This is a genomic window from Acinetobacter towneri DSM 14962 = CIP 107472, from assembly GCF_000368785.1.
Taxonomy (GTDB): domain Bacteria; phylum Pseudomonadota; class Gammaproteobacteria; order Pseudomonadales; family Moraxellaceae; genus Acinetobacter; species Acinetobacter towneri.
In genome coordinates this window covers 93,561-97,335 of sequence record NZ_KB849689.1, presented here as the reverse complement: position 1 = coordinate 97,335, position 3,775 = coordinate 93,561, and the positions used below count along the sequence as shown (strand labels likewise).

Annotated in this window: 2 protein-coding genes and 2 pseudogenes; 1 reads left to right on the top strand and 3 read right to left on the bottom strand. The window is 37.3% G+C overall.

Translation table 11 applies throughout. The features are described from left to right. Positions 1-172, top strand: a pseudogene (locus tag F947_RS14600) (IS982 family transposase); the annotation flags it as partial. Here F947_RS14600 and F947_RS14210 read toward each other — a convergent pair. From F947_RS14210 to F947_RS14595, 3 genes and pseudogenes are all read right to left on the bottom strand, one after another. After that, complete coding sequence (locus F947_RS14210; protein WP_004972831.1) at positions 150-1,244, bottom strand: restriction endonuclease subunit S; 1,095 nt, start codon at positions 1,242-1,244, stop codon at positions 150-152. The pseudogene F947_RS14600 and the gene F947_RS14210 overlap by 23 nt on opposite strands. Positions 1,245-1,255: 11 nt before the next feature. After that, positions 1,256-3,580 carry a type I restriction-modification system subunit M gene (locus F947_RS04755; RefSeq protein ID WP_081402705.1) on the bottom strand — a complete coding sequence of 775 codons (2,325 nt, stop codon included), beginning with the start codon at positions 3,578-3,580 and terminating at the stop codon, positions 1,256-1,258. A gap of 23 nt (positions 3,581-3,603) precedes the next feature. Beyond that, positions 3,604-3,775: pseudogene (locus tag F947_RS14595) on the bottom strand (IS982 family transposase); the annotation flags it as partial.

Genomic DNA, 3,775 nt, shown 5'->3' with positions numbered 1-3,775 from the left:
AAGAATTGAAACATTGATAGGATTATTGAAAGAAAAATATCACTTAGTTACGAGTAAACATCGTTCGATTGCTGGTTTTTTAGCAGGCGTATTTTCTTCACTATGTGCGTATCAACTTTGCCAAAAGAATAAGCCTAAAATTCATGTGATTAAATCTTTGGCTTATCCGTAACTGGGGTTAATTTAATATGATTTTGTATCGAACTCGTTTTTAGATAATAGTTTAGAAAACCAGGTAAATATTGCTCTTTTTGAAACTTTCTTAACACTGCTATGGAAGAATTAACAGTACATTTGAAAGGCAAATTTTTAACAATATTTGATATACCTAGGGTTGAACCATCTTTAACTAAAAGTATATCGCCATCTTGCAACATAATTTCTGGTGACTCCTCATACCGACGTTGGGTAATGAAGTAACATTCATCATATTTAATATTTTGATGTTTGATATTTGGAGTTGATAAAAAACCATACTCACTATTATCTACGTATTCGTCTGCTTTGAGTCCTTTCCAACCCAATCTTGCTTTAATTGACATAGCATATTTAAATTTCTTAGTATTCCAATGCTCAGGAATTTGCCCAATCCATTCCACACCTGAATCTTTCGTTGCAACATTTGAATTTAAACCTTGGGTGACTGCTTTTTGAATGACAATTTGCTTACGTTCATTGAGTAAAGCAATTTGCTGTTCTTTAATGGCAATGGCTTGGTCGATTTCAACTAATCTTTGATCTAGAAAAGCCGCAATTTGTCTTTGCTCATCTACACTCGGAAGAGCTAAATTCATTGTTTTCATTTCTTCGAATCGAGTTGTCCATAAATCAGCAACAATACCTCGACCAACTCGATAATATTCCTCAATAAATGCATTGCATTTCATCAGATGATGAGAAAATTTTGGTTCAATTTTTCTTGGCTTTAATACGATATTAATCAATGATACAGAGCCATCAAGAGAAGATAAGCCACTTGAACCTTTACGATCTGAACGACTATTAATAACAAAATCACCTTTCAAAACTAATTTTCGATTATCTCCATCTTTAGTTTTAGCAGCATTATCTAATTGTGGGACAATACCATTTTTTGTAACAGAAAGAGCTGGATAGTCCTTATCTGAAACTTTTTGATTTCTTTGCTCAAAAATTCCGCCTAGTTTTAATACATTCCAATGAGCAGGAATTTTGCCTACCCAATCAATACCTGAATCTTTATAAGCATCATATTTCTTAAACATTCTACTTCTCCTTAAAGACCCAGAATCTGTGCAATTAAACCATCAGCTTGCTTCTCAAGACTTAAAATATCCTGTGCCACATCTTCAAGCGAACGTAACGGCTTATGTTGGTAGAAATACTTGTTAAAGCTGATCTCATAACCAATTTTCACCGAATCCAAATTAATCCATGCTTCATCCACATGCGGTTTTACTTCATCTAAAAAGTATTGGTGAATACGCTGATTTAACGGTACAGACTCACTGTCACGGATATCAGCATTGCTTTCATAGGTGATGTACTCACCTCTTTTGCCTGTAGCAAAATAACCAAAGTCGGCTAAATCAGATTCTTCACAGCCTAAACGCTCAAGTAACTCTGCCAACTTATCGCCATTCAGTTTCAGCACTTTTTTCAGCACTTTCTCAGCCGTTTCGTCATACCAGCTCACAGCATTTAAAATGCTGTTCTTTTCAGGAGCAGACAGCTTTAGACCAAGGGCTTTAATCGCTTTATCCACATTGTCTTTAAACACATTAAAGTCGCTTGATTCCGCTTCACCTACTTGTTCCATAATCGCTTGAGCAGATTCAAACAACGTCTTGAGCGATGCCCAATGCTTAATCTCAAACAGCTTCGCTTTCGCTTTGGTATTTAAGCTAATCTCTTGCTTCTCACACCAATCTAAAACGTCTTTTTCCACTGCTTTAAGCTTGCCTGCTTGGTAAATCACATCACCATATTCAGCAAACATATATTCCATTGGCTCAAGCAATGACTTATCAAAACGTAATGGCTGTAAACGTTCCAAACTAAACTGTGCTTTACGACGGTCAGGACGTTCGATATTGACTTTGTAATAACCAAAATCACTGTTATTAAAGACTTTCGAGGCTAAACCAATTGGGTCATTGTTGGCATCTAAACCACGCTCAACATCTTGCCCGTTCAGGTAGACATTTAAAATTTCTTCAATATGCTCAGGTGCAAATTCACAGTTTTTTTGCCCTAAGTTTTTACGTAACTTACGGTAAAGCAAACTTGCATCAATGAGTTGCACTTTGCCTTTACGTGATTCAGGCTTGTTATTCGATAACAACCAAATATAAGTGGTAATACCGGTGTTATAGAACAAGTTATTTGGCAATTGAATGATGGCATTCAGCAAATCATTTTCGATGATATAACGACGAATGTTGGATTCGCCGCCACCTGCATCACCTGTAAATAAGCTCGAACCATTATGGACAGAAGCAATACGGCTACCAATACCATTTTGCTCAGGCGAGCTCATCTTACTGACCATTTCCATGAGGAATAAAAGCTGACCATCGCTAGAACGTGGCGTTGCATCTTCTTCTTTCAGTTCACCCCAATAGTTTTTAAGCTCGACTCTAAAACGTGGGTCGATGACTTTTTTATCTTCGACAATGTATTTTTGATCTGATGCCCAGCTTTTACCATACGGAGGATTTGACAACATAAAGTCAAAACGTTTTGAGGCAAACTCATCACTTGCCAAGGTCGAACCCACACGTATGTTTTCAGGGTTATTGCCCTTAATCATCATGTCTGATTTACAGATCGCATAGGTTTCATCGTTAATTTCTTTACCGTAGAGGAAGATGTCACGATCTTCATCGCTATAACGCTCTTCAATAAAGTTTTGCGCTTCAGTGAGCATACCACCGCTACCGCAGGCAGGGTCATACACAGACAAAGCATACGGAATACGGTCTTTGATTGGGTCAAAGACTAAATGCGTCATCAGGTCAATCACTTCACGTGGGGTAAAGTGTTCCCCTGCTTCCTCGTTATTTTCTTCGTTAAATTTACGAATAAGTTCTTCAAAGACATAACCCATACCAAGGTTAGACAAACCACCGAGCTTATAGCCGTTCGGATCTTGCGTTTCAAATGGGCTAAGGTTGATGTATGGCGATACAAATTTTTCTAATACGTCCAGCAAAACATCTTTGTTTGCCATGTGGCGGATTTGAGCAAATAAATTAAAGCAGTCGATGATCTCTTTAACGTTGTCACTAAAGCCACGTAAGTAGTCTTCAAAATTTGCTAATAAAATTTGCTGATTATTAGTCGCTGTTTCAAATAGGCTTTTAAGCGTCCATTGCGAGGTATTGTAAAACACGTAACCTGAAATATGGCGTAGTGGTAAATCATCCAATTCTACAAAATCAGGCTCAGCTTGTTGGTCTTGGACTTCAGCTAAGATCTCAGCTTTGGTTGGTTCTAATAAGGTATCTAAACGACGTAATACCACCATCGGCAAAATGATGTCACGGTACTTACCACGTACATATACGTCACGTAGGCAGTCGTCTGCAATTGACCAGATAAAAGAAACTAATTTAACCCCAGTTACGGATAAGCCAAAGATTTAATCACATGAATTTTAGGCTTATTCTTTTGGCAAAGTTGATACGCACATAGTGAAGAAAATACGCCTGCTAAAAAACCAGCAATCGAACGATGTTTACTCGTAACTAAGTGATATTTTTCTTTCAATAATCCTATCAATGTTTCAATTCTT